The sequence below is a fragment of the Actinomadura sp. WMMA1423 genome (genome assembly GCF_006547145.1).
GTDB lineage: Bacteria > Actinomycetota > Actinomycetes > Streptosporangiales > Streptosporangiaceae > Spirillospora.
On record NZ_CP041244.1, the window covers coordinates 1704425 to 1719787 of the forward strand.

Annotated in this window: 14 protein-coding genes and 1 pseudogene; 9 read left to right on the forward strand and 6 right to left on the reverse strand. The window is 73.3% G+C overall.

Annotated elements, in window-relative coordinates; all coding sequences use genetic code 11:
• The first annotated feature begins 2 nt into the window (after positions 1 to 2).
• On the forward strand, positions 3 to 374 hold the full coding sequence (locus FKD65_RS07865; protein ID WP_141576844.1) for an MmcQ/YjbR family DNA-binding protein: 372 nt from the start codon (positions 3 to 5) through the stop codon (positions 372 to 374).
• A 970-nt stretch (positions 375 to 1344) separates the two neighbouring features.
• On the opposite strand, the gene FKD65_RS07870 is transcribed toward FKD65_RS07865, so the two are convergent.
• Entirely contained in the window at positions 1345 to 2256 is a 912-nt protein-coding gene (locus FKD65_RS07870) for a hypothetical protein (RefSeq protein WP_141576845.1), read from the reverse strand.
• 82 nt (positions 2257 to 2338) lie between these two features.
• Entirely contained in the window at positions 2339 to 3169 is an 831-nt protein-coding gene (locus FKD65_RS07875; protein ID WP_141576846.1) for an alpha/beta hydrolase, read from the reverse strand.
• Positions 3170 to 3506: 337 nt separating this feature from the next.
• Between FKD65_RS07875 and FKD65_RS44065 the strand changes: the two genes are divergently transcribed.
• From FKD65_RS44065 to FKD65_RS07885, 3 genes and pseudogenes are all read left to right on the forward strand, one after another.
• Positions 3507 to 3839, forward strand: a complete 333-nt coding sequence (locus tag FKD65_RS44065; protein WP_168220881.1) for a hypothetical protein — start codon at positions 3507 to 3509, stop codon at positions 3837 to 3839.
• Positions 3840 to 3883: 44 nt separating this feature from the next.
• Positions 3884 to 4033 (forward strand): annotated as a pseudogene (locus tag FKD65_RS07880) (RNA-guided endonuclease TnpB family protein); the annotation flags it as partial.
• A gap of 177 nt (positions 4034 to 4210) precedes the next feature.
• Positions 4211 to 5116, forward strand: a complete 906-nt coding sequence (locus FKD65_RS07885; protein WP_141576847.1) for an LLM class F420-dependent oxidoreductase — start codon at positions 4211 to 4213, stop codon at positions 5114 to 5116.
• Here the strand turns inward: FKD65_RS07885 and FKD65_RS07890 are convergent.
• Both FKD65_RS07890 and FKD65_RS07895 read right to left on the reverse strand, forming a co-directional pair.
• Positions 5094 to 5480 carry a VOC family protein gene (locus FKD65_RS07890; RefSeq protein WP_141576848.1) on the reverse strand — a complete coding sequence of 129 codons (387 nt, stop codon included), beginning with the start codon at positions 5478 to 5480 and terminating at the stop codon, positions 5094 to 5096. The two genes, FKD65_RS07885 and FKD65_RS07890, sit on opposite strands and share 23 nt — an antisense overlap.
• On the reverse strand, positions 5477 to 6097 hold the full coding sequence (locus FKD65_RS07895) for a TetR/AcrR family transcriptional regulator (protein WP_240810021.1): 621 nt from the start codon (positions 6095 to 6097) through the stop codon (positions 5477 to 5479). Before FKD65_RS07895 ends, FKD65_RS07890 begins: the two co-directional genes overlap by 4 nt.
• A 275-nt stretch (positions 6098 to 6372) precedes the next feature.
• Between FKD65_RS07895 and FKD65_RS07900 the strand changes: the two genes are divergently transcribed.
• From FKD65_RS07900 to FKD65_RS07915, 4 genes are all read left to right on the forward strand, one after another.
• Positions 6373 to 7293 carry an ABC transporter substrate-binding protein gene (locus FKD65_RS07900; RefSeq protein ID WP_240810022.1) on the forward strand — a complete coding sequence of 307 codons (921 nt, stop codon included), beginning with the start codon at positions 6373 to 6375 and terminating at the stop codon, positions 7291 to 7293.
• 142 nt (positions 7294 to 7435) lie between these two features.
• Positions 7436 to 8446, forward strand: a complete 1011-nt coding sequence (locus tag FKD65_RS07905) for an iron ABC transporter permease (RefSeq protein WP_141586557.1) — start codon at positions 7436 to 7438, stop codon at positions 8444 to 8446.
• Positions 8443 to 9213, forward strand: a complete 771-nt coding sequence (locus tag FKD65_RS07910; protein WP_141576849.1) for an ABC transporter ATP-binding protein — start codon at positions 8443 to 8445, stop codon at positions 9211 to 9213. The genes FKD65_RS07905 and FKD65_RS07910 overlap by 4 nt, the downstream gene beginning before the upstream one ends.
• 2 nt (positions 9214 to 9215) lie before the next feature.
• Positions 9216 to 9896, forward strand: a complete 681-nt coding sequence (locus tag FKD65_RS07915; protein WP_240810300.1) for an adenosylcobinamide amidohydrolase — start codon at positions 9216 to 9218, stop codon at positions 9894 to 9896.
• A 106-nt stretch (positions 9897 to 10002) separates the two neighbouring features.
• On the opposite strand, the gene FKD65_RS07920 is transcribed toward FKD65_RS07915, so the two are convergent.
• The gene (locus FKD65_RS07920) at positions 10003 to 11433 is read right to left on the reverse strand and encodes a chromosome segregation ATPase (RefSeq protein ID WP_141576850.1); all 1431 of its coding nucleotides are present in this window, start codon (positions 11431 to 11433) and stop codon (positions 10003 to 10005) included.
• Positions 11434 to 11509: 76 nt separating this feature from the next.
• Complete coding sequence (locus tag FKD65_RS07925) at positions 11510 to 13057, reverse strand: AMP-binding protein (RefSeq protein WP_141576851.1); 1548 nt, start codon at positions 13055 to 13057, stop codon at positions 11510 to 11512.
• Positions 13058 to 13279: 222 nt separating this feature from the next.
• Here FKD65_RS07925 and FKD65_RS07930 point away from each other — a divergent pair, with 222 nt between their 5' ends.
• Positions 13280 to 15355: a vWA domain-containing protein gene (locus tag FKD65_RS07930; protein ID WP_141576852.1), complete on the forward strand. Its 2076-nt coding sequence runs from the start codon at positions 13280 to 13282 to the stop codon at positions 15353 to 15355.
• Positions 15356 to 15363: the final 8 nt, after the last annotated feature.

Sequence of the window (15363 nt, forward strand, 5' to 3'; positions counted from 1 at the left end):
GAATGAGTGACTTCGACCCGTTGGTCCGGGTACGGGAGATCTGTTTGTCGTTGCCGGAGGTGGTGGAGAAGCCCTTCGGCGGGCACACGGCGCCCTCCTTCCGTATTCGCGACAAGCTGTTCGTGATGACCTCCGAGGACGGCCTGTCCCTGACGTTCAAGGCCGGACCCGGCGTGCAGGAAGCCCTCGTGTCGGAGGCTCCGGAGCGTTTCTTCATCCCGAAGTACGTGGGCTCCAAGGGCTGGGTCGGCGCGCGTCTCGACGTCGACCACGACTGGGACGAGCTGACCGAGTTGATCGAAGACAGCTACCGGCTCATCGCGCCAAAGCGCCTGCTCGATCTTCTCGACACCGAACAATCCTCCTCCCGCTAGCACGCCACCGCCCTCGCCCGCACCGCCCCACCCGGTTCCGCGCATCCCAGCTCTCCCCACCCGCACAGCGCCTGCGCCCCATGCGCGGGCCGAGCACGACCCATGCGCGCCCCGCTAGCCCCCCGCACGGCGTCCCCACCTCGCTCACCCCATGCGGCGCGCACGGCCCTTGCACACCGCTTCCACGCCCACGCATGCGCCATCCTCAACCGCCTGCGCCACGCTCGCCCCGGACGACGTCCTCGCAACGTTCGTCCATGCGCGGGGGACACTCTCCCCGTTGCGGCACGCTCGCCACGTGCACGGCGGGCTCGGCCCGTGCGCGCGACACGCTCGGCCTCTACGGCGGGCTCACCTGTACCGCACCCCGTCACGTGCGTGCGACATACTCACCCCGCACGGCGTCCTGGCCCCGTACGGCGTCCTTTCCTCGCTCCCCCCATGCGGAGCGCACGACCCATTGCCCACAGCGTCCACGCCCACGCATGCGCCATCCTCAACCGCCTTCGGCGTGCTCGCCCCACGCGCGCGGCACGCTCGCTCCGTGCGGCAGGCTCGCCACGTGGACGGCGGGCTCCGTCCATGCGTGCGGCGGGGTCGGCCACGTGCACGGCGGGCTCGGCACGTGCATATGGCACGCCTGGCCTGTACGGCGGGCTCACCCGGACCGCGTGGTCGCCCCTTGCGTGCGACATGCTCGCCCCGCACGGGGGGTTCGCCGTACGCCGCACGGCGTACTCGCCCCAATTGTGCGGCGCACTCGACCCGGGCCACGGCGTGCTCGCCCTGCGCGCACGGTGTATCCGGCCCGCGTGCACGGCGTGCTTGGCCGTGTGTGCGGCGTACTCGGCCCGTGCGGGGCCCTGGCCGTTGTGCGGTGGGCTCCGCTCGAGCGTGTGGAGCGGGCGGGGGGTGGGCGTGGCGGCGGCGGTCGGCGGTCTTCGTGTGGGCGAGCGGCACAGCGGGGTGTTCAGCGTGGGCGGCGGTTCAGGTGGGTCAGGCGGGTGGCTATGCGTTCCATCGTTGCGTTGTCGGGCTCCCAGCCGCGGCGCTGTAGCGCTGTCAGGAGAGCGCCCAGGTAGGGGGCCGGGCGCGTCAAGAAATTCTTGGTGACGGGGATGATCTCCCAACCCATCTCCTTGGCGAGCCAGTCTCGGCGGCGTGTGTCGTGGGCCATGGCCTCTCGGCCGGTGTGGTGGCGTTCACCGTCGTATTCGACGCCGACACGGAATTCGCTGTAACCGAGGTCAATGTAGAGCCGGTGGCCTTGTGGGCCCCGTACGGGGATCTGGGTCTCAGGGGGCGGGAAGCCCGCGTCCACGATGGCGACACGGATCCAGCTCTCTCCGGGGGAGGCCGCGCCGCGGTCACCGAGCCGCAGGATCTGGCGCAGGCGCTTGTTGCCGCGGTAGCCGCGCAGCGTGCGGGCCATCGCGGCGAGGTCCCCGACGTCCACGTCCCGCCGGAGGAACTGGTCGAGGGCCGCGACCGCCTCGTGGCGAGGAAGCCAGCGGGCGCAGTCGAGTGCCGTGCGAGCCGGGCATGTGAGACGTACATCGCCTTCCTCCACAATGTGGTCGGGGGGCAGTTCGACGTTGTCGGCGGTGATCGGAGACGGGGCCGATGAGAGCTCGGAGGAGTGGGGAGTGAGGAACTCGACGTCCCAGTCGATCTCCCTCACCCCCGGAGGTAATACGTCCAGGCCCCATAACCATGCCGCCGTGCGCCGCCCGATCACAACTTCCTGCGGCAGGAGGCTGCTCAGTGCCGCGGCGCGTGCGGCCAGGCCGGCGCCCTTGACGGGAATGGGAAAAGCGCCCGGCCCGACGGGAATGACCGAGTCGGAGGTCGCGCGCTTCCACGTGAGGGTGAATCCGTTCATGGGAGCGATGATGCCCGGGCGGGCATTTCCCTGAAGGCAGCCTCAAGAATGTGGATAACTTTGGTTTCCCCAGCCCGCAGCCCTAGTCGCGGAGCGGGCTACCTGGGGTGGGCCCCTCGCGGAGCGGGCCGCCTGGCGGGGGCTCCTCGGGGAGTGTCGAGGCCGGCGTTGCGGAGACCGCGTTCGTCGCCCACGTGCCCAGACGGTCGATCAGGTCGGGGGTGGCCGCCGCCTCGGCGTGGCCGAACCCCGGTTCGATCCACAGTTCCTTCGGTTCGGACGCCGCCCCGTACAGTTGACGGCCGTGCTCCACGGGGAAGAACGGATCCGCTGCCCCGTGGACGACCAGGAACGGCACCGGCGCGATCCGTCCGGCGACCTCGTGAGGCGCCTCCGGGACCGGATCCCAGCCCTTGGGGGCGATACGGGTCCCGCGCGCCAGCCGGACCGCCATCCGGCCCGCGCGCCGTTCGATCACCCAGTGCACGCGCCGCATCGGCACCGTCCCGCGGTAGTACCAGCGTGCCGGCGCGCTGACGGAGATCACCGCGTCGGCTCCACCGTGCAACGCCGCGTGCCGGACGACGACGGCGCCGCCCATCGAGAACCCCGTGAGGACGATCCGCTCGTACCCCCGGCGGCGCGCCGCCGCGACCGCCGCGTCGACGTCCAGGACCTCGCGGTCACCGACCGTGGAATGGCCGCCGGACCGCCCGTGGCCGCGGAAGTCGATCCCGATCACGCCGCCGTGCCGGCCGAGGGCCGCGGCGATCCGGCGAAGCGCGGGTTGGCGCCACGAGCAGGTGAACCCGTGCGCCAGGACGAAGCACACGCCGCCCTCGCCCCGCGTGTGACCGGCGTCGATGCGGACGCCGTCGGCGGTGTAGAGGGTCAGCGGTTCGGGAGTCGCCACGCCTCAATGATCGCGCATCGACCACGGCGAGCGGTCATGGGACCACCTCTCCTTGGGTCGGCGCTGACCTTCTGCAGTCTGACGGGAAATGAACTGCAAAAGCGGACCCCCGGGCACGCCAAACACAAATATCCCAAGCCGAAATCGATGTCATCACCGCCCGCTTCTGCTCCTGAACCCCAGTCGCAACAGGCCCCCATCCGCAGTTGTCCATAGGGAAATGATGATTTGGGGGTGTCACCACCAGGGTGGGCTGAAACGGCAGGCCACTGGGTAGATATCCGAACGTGTCCGGTGGGTTGGTCGGTCGACGGACTCAGGCGTCGGATTGGCTGATATGGACGGCGAAGATCGCACGCTTCGGTTGAGGGCACGCCGCCCGCGGCGAGCCGGTGAGCGCGGAGTCATCCGGCTTCCGGACGGTTCCGAGCCCTCCGGCGCCGCCGCGGAGCACAGGCGCGAGGTCGAGGAGTACGCGCGGCAGGCGATGGTCTCCTCGGCGCGCGCCCACGACCGCGCCGCGGCGCTCCTGGAGGGAATGGCGACCGCACATCCCGAGGAGGCGGAACTTCATCTCCAGTCGGCCGCGCGCCACCGCCGATGGGCCGACAACGACAGGAGCCTCGCCCAGCAGTACGGCCCCCGACGAACCGAACCCGACCGCACCTGATCCCGCGTCTCTTCCAGGTACAAGTCGATCGAGCCAGGTGGATCCTGGCGTTCCTGTCGCAGGTGTCGTGTGTGCCGCTCCAGCGGGCGCTGCGGCATCCGCGGACCGCGTTCACCAACTTCTTCGCCAAGCGGGCCGCCTATCCGCGCTACAGGTCGCGCAGGAGATCCCGCGCGTCGGCCGGGTACACCCGCGGCCGCCTTCACGTGGCGCGACGGGCACCTCACGCCGGCGAGATGACCGAGCCCTTCGACGTCCGCTGGTCGACCGTGGGCAACATGCTCAGGAACCGCAGACCCGCCCGCGCGGAAGTCAAGTAAGGATCCGGTTATCCTCTTTCTCCTCTCTCCATTCTTCTCTGGGAGGTCCGTGTGCGGATCGGGGTTCTGCTCAACGAACGGGGCGGCGCCGAGGCGCTGGGGAAGCTGGCCGACGACGCGCGCCGGGCGGCGGACGACGGCTTCTCCTCGGCGTGGATGTCGCAGATCTTCGGGGTGGACGCCCTGACCGCGCTGGCCGTGGCCGGCGGCGGGGTGCCCGGGATCGAACTGGGGACGGCGGTGGTGCCGACCTACCCGCGCCATCCGGCCGTCCTGGCGCAGCAGGCGAGGACGGTCGCCCTCGCGCTGCGGGGCCGCTTCACGCTCGGCATCGGGCTGTCCCACAAGATCGTCATCGAGGACATGTACGGGTACGACTTCGGCCGGCCGCTCAGGCACATGGACGAGTACCTGTCGGTGCTGGCGCCGCTGCTGGCCGGGGAGAACTCCTCCTTCACCGGCGAGACGGTCCGCGGCCACATCGGGCTGACCGTGCCGAACGAGGGGCGGGTGCCGCTGCTGCTGGCCGCGCTCGGCCCGAAGATGCTGAAGCTCGCGGGCGAACGCGCGGACGGGACGGTGCTCTGGATGACCGGGCCCGCCACCGTCCGCGAGCACATCGTGCCGACCATCGCGGCCGCGGCCGAGGCGGCCGGACGGGACGCGCCGCGGGTCGTCTGCGTCCTGCCCGTGTGCGTCACCGGCGACGTGGACGCCGCGCGGGAGCAGGCCGGGGAGACGTTCGCCGTCTACGGTGCCCTGCCGTCCTACCGGGCGATGATGGACCGGGAAGGCGTGGAGGGGCCGAAGGACCTGGCGATCGTCGGGGACGAGGACGCCGTCGCGGCGAGGCTGGAGGAGCTGTCGAAGGCCGGGGTGACCGATTTCGTCGCCGCCGAGTACGTGCCGGGCGACCGGCGCACCCGGGACTTCCTCAAGTCGGCCGCGGGGAGATGAGCTCGTAGAGGTTGCCGCTGGCGTCGGAGAAGTAGAGGCCCCGGCCCCCGAGCGGGTGCTCCTCGTCGACGCGGCCGTTGTCGGCGTGCGCGGGTTCGTCGCCGTAGGGGATCTCGCGCGCGTCGAGGCGCTCCCGGATCGTGTCGAAGGTGACGGCGTCCACGTCGAAGGCCAGGTGGTGGCCCTGCGGGTAGGCGACGGTCATGAAGTCGAGGGTGAGGCCCTCGTTCACGCGGACCGGGACGAAGTGCCGCGCCTGCGGGTGCGCGCCGGTGTACTCAAGGCCCATGACCGCGGCGAAGAAGCGGGCGGCCTCGTCGTTGTCGGCGGCCGTCACGATCGCGTGGTTCAGGGTGATCGTCACGCGGCGGCCTCTTCCTTGAGAGCGCCGTGCAGGAAGACCTCCAGGTACTCCTCGACGGACGGGTGCGGCGCGCCGGGGCCCGCGCCGCCCCGGCCGCGGCTGAACACGAACCCCATGAACAGGCTCGCCACCTGCTCGACGGGCAGGCGCAGCCGGTCGCGTTCGGGTTCGAAGAGCTCGGCGAGCGCCTCGCGGGTCTGGGCCATCGAGGCCGCGCGGTCGGGCCCCGGCTCGCCGCCGCCGGGATCGCGGCGCTCGCGCCGGCCGGTGGCGTGCAGGGTGCCGATCACCAGGCCCATGCGGGCGAGGTAGGCGTCGATCGCGGCGGCGGCCTCGGCGAGCCGGTCGGGCAGCGGCTGGTCGAGCGGGATCGCGCCGATCTCCGCGAGGACGTGGTCGGTCCGCAGCGCCTCGGCGACGCAGGCGTCCAGCAGCTCGTCCTTGTCGGTGAACACGCGGAAGATCGTCGCCTCGCCGATGCCGGCGGCGCGGGCGATCTGCGCGGTGGTGACGGCCGTGCCGTGCTCGGCGACGAGCGGCAGGGCGGTCCGGATGATCATCTCGCGGCGCTGCTCGGGGGTCATCCCGGGAGCGCGCCGCCTGGCCTTGTGCTCCATGACTCCAGTGTACGGAGTGAGTACTCACTCCGTCAATGGCGAAGTGAGCACTCACTCCGCACAACCCGACAGATCAGCATTCGGTGGCTGATACCGTTGCGATGCTGCGCGCCAGGAGCGAAGTCCGGTGGAAAATCCGGCGCTGTCCCGCAACTGTGGTGCCCCTCTCGAAGTGGCCGAGCCAGGTCGCCTCCTCGCGCGCCGACGATTGTCGACCTCGTGGAAGGGCGATCCGTCATGACGGGCCGCGGCTTCCCTCCAGCCTGGAGGCTCTAGTGAGACCCGTACGCACCCTGGGCGCGGTGATCGCCATCGGCGTCGTCACCTTCGCCGCCGCATGCGGCGGCGACGGCGGCGGCAAGACCGGAGGCACGGCCGACGGGACGTCCGTCACCGTCCAGGCCGCCAACGGGGCGGTGTCCGTCCCGGCCAAGCCCAAGCGCATCGTCTCCCTCTCCCCCACCCACACCGAGACGCTGTTCGCCATCGGCGCCGGGTCGCAGGTGGTCGCCGTGGACGACTACTCCAACCACCCGGCGAACGCCCCGCGGACGAAGCTGTCGGGCTTCAAGCCCAACGCCGAGGCGATCATCGCCTACAAGCCGGACCTCGTCGTGCTGTCCGACGACCTGGACGGCATCGTCAAGGCGCTGGGGAAGGTGAAGGTCCCCGTCCTGCTGGAGCCGGCGGCCACGAACCTGGACGAGGTCTACGACGAGATCGGCGACCTCGGGCAGGCGACCGGCCACTCCGCCGAGGCGAAGAAGGTCACCGACGGCATGCGCGCGGAGATCCAGAAGACGGTCGCCGCGTCGGCCAAGGCCAAGGGCCTCACCTACTACCACGAACTGGACAACCAGCTTCACTCGGTGACGTCCAGGACCTTCGTCGGCCAGGTGTACGGGATGTTCGGGCTGCAGAACATCGCCGACAAGGCGGACAAGGCGTCCGGCGGCTACCCGCAGCTGTCCCGCGAGTACCTGCTCAAGCAGGACCCCGACCTGATCTTCCTGGCCGACACCAAGTGCTGCGGGCAGAGCGCCGCCGCACTCGCCAAGCGCCCCGGCTGGTCGGACCTCGACGCGGTCGGGCACGGCGGCGTGGTGGAGCTCGACGACGACATCGCCTCCCGCTGGGGGCCGCGCCTGACGGAGTTCGTCAAGGCGATCGGCGACGCGGTCCAGAAGGTTCAGTGACCACTGGCACCGAGGAAGCCCGCCCGTGAGTGAGCGTCGGCCGCGCCCCGCGGACAGCGTCCCGCCGCGCCTCCGGCAGGACCCGCCGCGCCTCCGGCAGGGCCCGCCGCGCCTCCGGCAGGGCCAGGCCAGGCTCCGGCCGCTGCCGCTCGCGGTGGCGGCCGGGCTGCTGCTCGCGGCCCTGCTGGCGGGGGTGCTGGTGGGGTCGGCCGGGCTGCCCGCCGGCGGGGTCCTGAAGGCGCTGGCCGACCGGATCCCGTTCGTCAGCGTCGACAGCGGGTTCGGCGTCATCGACGATAACGTGCTGTTCCAGCTGCGGGTGCCGAGGGCGCTGATGGCGGCGCTGGTCGGCGGGATGCTCGCCGTCGCGGGCGCCGGGTACCAGGGGGTGTTCCGCAACCCGCTCGCCGACCCGTACCTGCTCGGCGCGGCGGCGGGAGCGGGGGTCGGGGCGACGCTGGTCATCGCGCTGGTGCCCGGCGACCCCGGGTACGGGGTGCCGCTCGCGGCGTTCGTCGGCGCGATCGGCGGGGTGGCCCTCGCCTACCTGCTCGGCAGCGTCGCCACGGGGCGCGGGAACGGGACCGCGACGCTGGTCCTGGCCGGTGTCGCGGTGTCGTCGTTCCTCGCCGCGGTGCAGACGCTCATCCAGCAGATGAAGGCGGAGGAGCTGCAGCGGATCTACTCCTGGATCCTCGGCGGGGTCGGGTCGGCCGACTGGCACCAGCTCGCCCTCGTCGGCCCGTACGCGCTGGTCTCCAGCGTCCTGCTGCTCGCGCACGGCCGCCTCCTGGACGTGCTGAGCGTCGGGGACGAGGAGGCGTCGGCGCTCGGCCTGTCGGCGGCGCGGGTCCGCCTGACGGTGCTGGTCGCGGCGTCGCTGGCGACGGCGTCGGCGGTGGCGGTGAGCGGGCTGATCGCGTTCGTCGGCATCGTCGTGCCGCACGTGGTGCGGCGGCTGGCGGGCGGGTCGTACCGGATCGTGCTGCCGCTGTCGCTGCTCGGCGGCGCGGCCTTCCTCGAGGTGGCCGACCTCGTGGCGCGGACGGTGATCAGGCCCGGGGAGGTCCCGCTGGGCGTGGTGACGGCGTTCGTCGGCGGGCCGTTCTTCGTCGCGGTGCTGCGCGCGTCCCGCAGGCAGGTGGACACGTGACCGTCTCGGTGAAGGGCCTGGACGTCGTCCTCGGCGGCCGCGAGGTGCTGAAGGGCGTCTCACTGGACGTCCCGGCCGGTTCGTGGACGGCGGTCATCGGGCCGAACGGCGCCGGGAAGTCGACACTGCTGCGCGCGGTCCTCGGCCTGGTGCCGTCCGAAGGCGAGATCACCCTCGCGGACGCGGAGCTCCAGTCGCTGAAGCCGCGGCAGCGCGCCCGGCTCGTCGCCTACGCCCCGCAGAGCCCGAGCCTGCCCGTCGGTATGACGGTGTTCGACTACACCCTCCTGGGCCGCTCCCCCTACATCCCGCATCTGGGACGGGAGGGCGCCCGCGACCGGGCCATCACCGAGGAGGTCCTCGACCGGCTGGGCCTCACCCCCTTCGCGGCCCGCCCCCTGGACCACCTGTCCGGCGGCGAGCGGCAGCGCGTGGTGCTGGCCCGCGCCCTCGCCCAGCAGACCTCGGTGCTGCTGCTGGACGAGCCGACCACGGCGCTCGACATCGGCCACCAGCAGCAGGTCATGGAGCTGATCGACCGGCTCCGGCTGTCGGACGGGCTGACCGTGGTGACCACGATCCACGACCTGACGCTCGCAGCCCAGTACGCCGACGGGCTGGTCCTGGTCTCGGAGGGGCGGGTGGCGGCGGCGGGCCCGCCCGCCCTCGTCCTCACCCGCGAGGTCGTCGAGGAGCACTTCGACGCCCGCGTACGCGTCACCCCCGGACCGGGCGGCCGGCCGGTCCTGTCGCTGGAGCGCCCGTGAACCTGGAGACGGTGTGGCGCGAGGAGGACGGCAGGCGGCTCGCCTCCACCGTGTGGCGGGCGGGCCCCGGCCACCGGATGATCTCCTCGGCGATGCTGGGGGGCGGCATCGGCCCGGCCCGGTGGGTGCTGAACGCGCAGGTCCCCGGCGCGTACGCGCGGACCGACCCGGTCGCCCACCTCGCCGAGCTCGCGGCGGCGCGCGGGCTGGAGGGCCCCGGCGTCGGGATGCTCACGGCGGCCTCGGTCGCGCGCACGGTGCGGCGGGACGACGAGGGCGTGCGGGTGTCGGCGACGGTCGGGCTGCGCGTGCCGACATGGGCGGCCTCCCCCGCCGGGACGCCCGATCCCGAACTGGCCCCCCTGGACGGGGACGGGACGTCGGCCTGGACGCCGGGGACCATCAACATCGTGGTCGCCGTTCCCGTCCCGATGAACGACGCGGCACTGGTCAACGCGGTCGTCACCGCCACCGAGGCCAAGACCCAGGCGCTGCTGGAGGCGGGCTTCCCGTGCACCGGCACGGCGTCCGACGCGATCTGCGTCGCGGCCGGGACCTCCGGGACGCCCGAGGTCTTCGCGGGGCCCCGCTCCACCTGGGGTTCGCGGATCGCCCGAGCCGTGCACGCAGCCGTCCGCGCCGGAGCCCTGGACTACGCCGCCCGGCTGGACGCCCGCGGCTAGCACCGGCCGCCGTACCACCCCGGTGCGGTACGGCGGCCGGTCTCAGGGCCAGTGCAGTTGTGGGTTCGGGCCTCACCTCCTACCTGTCGCGCGGCCGGCGTGGCGATCAGCCGGCATGGGGAAGGCGATGTCCGTTGAGTCCGCCGTATCCGCCTTGGTCGTTGTAACCGCCCTGCTCGCCGTAGCCGCCCTGCCCGCTGTATCCGCCCTGCCCGTATCCGCCGTGCCGCAGCGGGTCGGTGGCCAGCGGGTCGCCGCCGTCCAGCAGGGACCCGTTCATCGGGGGCAGGGAGTGCAGGCCGGTGGGCGGCTCCCGGTCGACGGGCGTGCGGGGCCCGGTCGCGGCCGGGTCCGCGCGCCCCTCCGACAGCGCGGTGAGCGCGTCGACGCGGCGGCGCGCGCGTTCAGCCTCGGCCCGGGCGGCCTCCCGCTCGGCGGTCAGCGCCTTCACCGCGGCGCGCAGCTCCTCGACGGCGCGGGCGAGCTGCCAGTTGTGCTGCTCCAGCTCGCGGGCCCGCGCCTGGATCTGGTCGCGGTCGGCGACGGCCTGCCCCCGCTTGGCCTCGGCGTCGCGGACGGCGGAGCGCAGGTCCTCGGCGGCGCGGACGGCCGAGGCGGCCTCGACGCGCTGCCCCTCCACGAGGGTGTCGGCCTCCGACAGCCGCCCGTGCAGGGTGACGAGCTCCGAGCGGGCGCTCTCCAGGGAGGCGAGCAGCTCGCCCTCGCGGGCGGCCATGCGGTCGCGCTCGCGCTCGGCGGCGAGCCGGGCGGCGCCGGCGCCCTCGGCGTCGTCCTTGGCCTCCTGGCGTTCGCGCCGCGCGGCCTCCAGTTCCGCGGCGAGCCGCTCGGCCTCGGCGCGGGCGGACGCCGCCTCCTGCTCGGCGGCCTCGGCGCGGGCACGGGCGGTGGCGGTCTCCCGCCACGCCACCTCGGCCTGCCGCTGCGAGGCGTCGCGCTCGCGCTGGGCGATCGCGACGTGCCCGGCGGCCTCGGCGCGGGCCTCGGAGATCCGCCGCTCGACGCCCGCGACGCTCAGCTCCGACACCAGCGACCCGGCGAGCCGGTCGGCGAGGCCCTCCAGCCGGTCGACCATCTCCCACGTCCAGGCGACCTGGCCGGTGAGGCCGGGCGACTCCAGCCCGCGCTCGCGGCTCTCGAGCGCGGCCCGCTCGCACGAGCCGTCGCCGTCCTGGCAGTAGCGGACGGTGCGGGCGCCGCGCACCGGCTGCGGCACGGGCCGTCCGCAGCCGGCGCACGGCCAGACCGCGACCGGGTCACCGAGGCGTGCGATCCCGGCGCGGTCGTCTTCGGGGGCGGGGGTCCCGGCCGGGGCGTCCGGCAGCACGTCGGAGGACGCCCGCGGGCCCGCCCGCTCGGGACGCGCCTCCGGCTCGGGGCGGGGCGCCGGGTCCGGGCGGGGCGCCGGGTCGTTCCCCTCGGCATAGGCGGCGGGGTCGGTGATGACGGGAAGGTCGGTCTGCGTCGGGGCGGCGGGGGTCGGGGCGTTGTCGAGCGGTGCGACCTTCTGGTCCTTCATGTGCCGTTGTACGCACCGGCGCCCGGAGGCGTTCGACGTTCGCGCGAGGAGTTGGCCGCGGCCCGTCCCGGCGGCGTCAGCCCGCCCGTTCCCGCAGGTAGGCCTCCCGCACGCGGTGCCGGCTGAGCTTGCCGGACGGCGTCCGCGGCAGCGTTTCGCGGAACTCCACGTGCCGGGGATGCTTGATCTTCGCCAGCCGCGGCGCGCAGTGCGCGAGGAGTTCGGCGGCGAGGGCGTCCCCCGGGACGGCGTCCTCGGCGGGTTCGACGAGCGCGACGGCGCGCTGCCCCCAGTCGTCGTCCGGGACGCCGATGACGGCGACGTCGCCGACCGCGGGGTGCTGGAGCAGGGCGGCCTCGATCTCGGCCGGGTAGATGTTCACCCCGCCGGAGATGATGAGGTCGGTGCGGCGGTCGCCCATGTAGAGCCAGCCGTCCTCGTCGAGGCGGCCGAGGTCGCCGGGGGTGTAGTAGGCGCCCCGCATCGCGGCGGCGGTCTTGGCCGGGTCGCCGTGGTACTCGAACCCCGGCTGGCCCGAGGCGTAGATGAGGCCGGTCTCCCCCGGCGGCAGCTCGGCGCCCTCCGGGTCGAGGATCTTGAGCTGCACGCCGTCGACCGCGCGCCCGACCGTCCCGGGCCGGGCGAGCCACTCCCGCGGCTTCGCGACGACGATCGCGCCGCTCTCGGTGGAGCCGTAGTACTCGTAGAGGACGGGCCCCCACCAGTCCATCATCCGCTGCTTGGTCTCCACGGGGACGGGCGCGGCGCTGTGGTACACCTGCCGCAGCGTCGACAGGTCGTACCGGGCGCGGACGCCGTCCGGCAGGGCCAGCATCCGGTGGAACATCGTCGGCACCATGAACGCGTTGGTGACGCCGTGCCGCTGGATCAGTTCCAGCGTGTGCTCGGGGTGGAACCGCGGGGCGACGACGACGGCGTGGCCGAGGTTCAGCGCCATCATCGCGTGGACGCAGGGCGCGGAGTGGTAGAGCGGCGCGACGGCGAGGTGGACCTCGTCACCGGGGACGAGCCCGAGGTGCCGCCCCAGCGTCCGCCGCATGATGTCGATCAGCACCTCGGGCGAGATGTCGAGCAGCGGCCGCCGGACGCCCTTGGGCCTCCCGGTCGTCCCGGACGTGTAGAGCATGATCGAGCCCATGCGCCGCCCGGCGGGCGGTTCCGCGCTGCCGGAGGCGCACAGCGCGGCCATCGAGCGGAAGCCGCCGGCGGTGTCGACGCTCACCCGCCCCTCGGCCGGGAGGCCCGCCTCGTCGGCCGCGCCGGACACCGCCGCCGACAGCTCGCTCTCGGTGATGACGGCCTTGGCGCCGCTGTCGCCCAGGATGTAGCCGATCTCGGGGGCGGTCAGGTGGCGGCTCACCGGGACCAGGTACAGGCCGGACTGGACCGCGGCCAGCAGGACGGTGAGGAACTCGGGCCGGTTGCCGAGGACGGTCGCCAGCGTGTCGCCCGGTCCCAGCCCGATCGCCGCCAGGGCGTTGGAGAGCCGGTTCACCTCGGCGTGCAGCTCCCCGTAGGACATCGGCACGCCGGGGGCCAGCACCGCGGGGCGGTCCGGGTCGTTGCGCGCGATCTCGTAGAAGCCGACACCCTCGACGCCCATACGCCTCTCCTCTGCCAGGGGGCATGCAACCGAATCCTGTTCGACCATCTGATCCGGGCGGCGCCGGGAGAGTCAAGGTCGCCCCCGGCCGGCCCGCCTCCGGCGGGGAAGATCGTCCGGTCCAGGACAGCGGTTTTCCATGACCTTGCTCGTCCGGGCAATTATCATTGGACGTCAGTTCGAAGAACGGAACATCGCGCTTTCCGCTGCGACGGAGCCGGAATGAGTGAGTCGGGCAACGGGAACTCTGACGCGCTGCTCGACCGGCTCGTGCGGGCCGCGATCCCCGGCCTGCTCTTCGGTGTGCTCTCCGGGCTGATCGTCAAACTGATCAACGCGGTCTCCTGGCTGGAGACCCTCACGCTGGCCCTGCTCGTCCTGGCCATCGCGGCGGGGTCGGTGGCGGTGTCGGTGGCACTGTTCCGCTCCCGGCGGGCGGGGGCGGCCCTGAAGCGCGTGTTCGGGATCCTGCCCTGGAACGCCGAAGCGGTGGCGTGGACGTTCGCCGGGGCGGCGGTCATGGCGGCGGTCCTGCTCGCGGAGACGGGCGTCGTCGCGCTGGCCAAGGGCGCACAGCCGTGCGGGCGGCCCCTGGAGTTGCGCGTCGTCACCACACCGGAGGCGCTCCCCGCACTGGGCGACGCCGCGAGGGGCTTCGAGGCGGGCAGCGAGGAGCGGGGCTGCCGCGCGTACAGCGTCACCGTCACGCCGGAGCCGGAGTTCGTGCAGCTGTCCGAGGCGTTCGGGCGGCTGTGGCGGCGCAGCGAGCCCCCGAGCGGCGAGGCGGCGCCGGCGCCGGCCGACGAGCGCCTGTACGGCCCGCAGCCCGACGTCTGGGTCCCGTCGTCCAGGGCGGAGTTCGCCTACGTGGAGAAGAGCCCGGCCCAGATCCGCAAGGTGAAGGGCACCGGGGCCGCGAACCCGGGCCCGCCCGACAAGGTCGACCCCGTCTTCACCCCCTGGGGCTCCCTGGGTTCGTCGCCCCTGGTCCTCGCCGTGTTCGGAGACCACGGGGTGAGGTACTCGGCCTTCAAGCCGCCGGAGCGGTCCACGGCCGCCCTGCTGGAGCGCTTCGGCGAGGCGGGGGTGAGGTTGCGCAACATCGCCCGTCCCGTCCCGGAGACGTCGGCCGCCGCAGTGGCGGTGACGCCCGTCCTCTACCGGGCGCTGCCGGGCAGCGAAGGCCAGGACGAGCAGTTCGCCTCGCCCGCCGCCCTGGTCGCCCCGGACGCGGTGACGCTGCTGTGCAAGGCACGCCAGGGCTCCCGCCCCCCGGACGGCATCGCCTTCGCCGTCCCCGAGCAGGTCGTCAGCGACTACGACAACGGGCGCCTCGAGGACCGGTGCGGCGCCGCCGGCGCACCCGCCGCCGGGGGCGAGTGGATGCTGTACCCCTACTACGCCGGTGACCTGCCGACGCTCGACTACCCGTTCATCCAGGTGACCTGGCGGGGCCAGGACACGCGCGAGCGCGATCTGGCGGTCGCCCGGTTCCACCGCTGGCTGGTCGACCACCCGCTCACCCGGCAGGGCTTCCGCGACCAGCAGGGCCTCATCCCGTCCGCGCACGAGGGCGACTCGGCCCGCCCCGATCTGGTGGCCCTGCGGAGGAAGGCCGGCACCAACATCGTCCCGAACCAGCTGGCCCCGGTCGCCGCGAACGGCGGCGGCAGGGACGTGGCCGCGGACCTCGAACGCGTCGCCGGCGCCCGCCCTCCGGTCTCGGTCGCCCTCATGCTGGACGTGTCGGGGTCGATGAGCCGTCCCGCCGAGGGCCGCGACACCCGGCTGGCGCGCGGCGTCTCCTTCCTGCAGAGCCTGGTGGCCCAGCTCCAGAGCCATGACAGCGCAGGGTTGCAGGTGGCGTCGGAGAAGAAGTCCCCGGTCGGCCCGTACACCCTGGAGAACGTGCGGCTCACCGGCGCCGACCCCCGGCAGAAGAACCGGATCGCCAGCCATCTCCAGGCGGCCGCGACCACCGGGAGCGACATCGCGCTGGGCGACATGATCGGCCAGGCGGGGCTGGGCCAGGGGACGAAGAACCTGATCGTCGTCACCGACGGGCAGTCCGGCGGATCCGCCGACGCCGGATCGATCGGGAAGGCGGCCGCGAGGTTCCGTGACCGGCATCGGGACGTGCGGGTGACCGTGATGCTGACGGGCCCGACGGGTTGCGACGCCTCCCCCGTCAAGGAGGTCGTGAGCGCGTTCCGCCCCGCCGGAGGTGCGGGATGCGTGGCGCTGACCCGGACGCCCGAACCGCAGCAGGCCGCCCAGCTCCTGTCCGAGCTGCGATGAGGACGACC

Coding starts and splice junctions, on each gene's coding strand:
- FKD65_RS07870 (WP_141576845.1), bottom strand. CDS start 2,256: ATGAACGGATTCACCCTCACGTGGAAGCGCGCGACCTCCGACTCGGTC.
- FKD65_RS07920 (WP_141576850.1), bottom strand. CDS start 11,433: ATGAAGGACCAGAAGGTCGCACCGCTCGACAACGCCCCGACCCCCGCC.
- FKD65_RS07925 (WP_141576851.1), bottom strand. CDS start 13,057: ATGGGCGTCGAGGGTGTCGGCTTCTACGAGATCGCGCGCAACGACCCG.
- FKD65_RS44065 (WP_168220881.1), top strand. CDS start 3,507: ATGGACGGCGAAGATCGCACGCTTCGGTTGAGGGCACGCCGCCCGCGG.
- FKD65_RS07865 (WP_141576844.1), top strand. CDS start 3: ATGAGTGACTTCGACCCGTTGGTCCGGGTACGGGAGATCTGTTTGTCG.
- FKD65_RS07895 (WP_240810021.1), bottom strand. CDS start 6,097: ATGGAGCACAAGGCCAGGCGGCGCGCTCCCGGGATGACCCCCGAGCAG.
- FKD65_RS07930 (WP_141576852.1), top strand. CDS start 13,280: ATGAGTGAGTCGGGCAACGGGAACTCTGACGCGCTGCTCGACCGGCTC.